We start from the raw sequence: 1,004 nt of genomic DNA, 5'->3' as shown, positions 1-1,004 counted from the left end.
CTCCAGGCGGCACAAAACATTTCGGTTACGGGGCTCACACCCTCTCTGGCCGGCCTTTCAAGACCGTTCACCTATGCCTGCACATCACACCTCACTGTCCCGGCAGAGACAGTACGGAAAGTCCCACAACCCCGACCATGCAACGCCCGCCGGCTATCACACATGGAACGGTTTAGCCTGATCCGCGTTCGCTCGCCACTACTGACGGAATCACTATTGTTTTCTCTTCCTGCGGGTACTGAGATGTTTCACTTCCCCGCGTTCCCTCCACGCACCCTATGTGTTCAGATGCGGGTCACCAGATCACTCGCGCGCCTGGCGGGGTTTCCCCATTCGGACACCCTGGGATCACAGTCCGGTTATCGACTCCCCCAGGCTTATCGCAGATTCCTACGTCCTTCTTCGGCTCCTAATGCCAAGGCATCCACCGTGTGCTCTTAAAAACTTGACCACAAAAGATCAATTACGCTAATTTTCGAGAGAACCACGAAAACCACCCGGACACCACCACCACAACCCCAAAAGGCCACAGCAACAGACGCCCGGACAGATCCAGGTTCATATTCTTGGAAATTGCTTCTTATAAAAGATGCTCGCGTCCACTATGTAGTTCTCAAACAACAACCCCAAACCACACACCCCACACACACCCCCGCAAAGGGGACAAACCGTGTGATCGGTGCAGCCAGGAAACCAGAAACAAACAAACCCGCCACAAAGGAACACCCACAACCCGTAGCTGCGAACCCCCTCCATCACGGCCCTGTTGCCTCAGGACCCAACAGTGTGCCAAACACTACCCAGCGAAACCCACCAGCCGCGTTCCAGAACACCGGACCCTGCGATTACTCACAGAACAGTGTTCGTACTAGCCGCCGGCATGTGCCGCCAGGCACCTATTCGTTGATATTCCACCCTTGAGCACCCGCCGCAGAACAATCGTCTGCGCAACGGGCATATACTCCTGACAACCCCTCCACACTCAAATTCATGAGGCAAGGTGG

1 rRNA gene is annotated in these 1,004 nt (G+C 55.4%); it reads right to left on the bottom strand.

Annotated elements, in window-relative coordinates:
• Positions 1 to 451: ribosomal RNA gene (locus tag ABIA70_RS21630) — 23S ribosomal RNA — on the bottom strand; the annotation flags it as partial.
• Positions 452 to 1,004: the final 553 nt, after the last annotated feature.

This window comes from Arthrobacter sp. 754, assembly GCF_040548695.1.
GTDB lineage: Bacteria > Actinomycetota > Actinomycetes > Actinomycetales > Micrococcaceae > Arthrobacter.
This window is presented reverse-complemented; position numbering and strand designations above follow the sequence as displayed.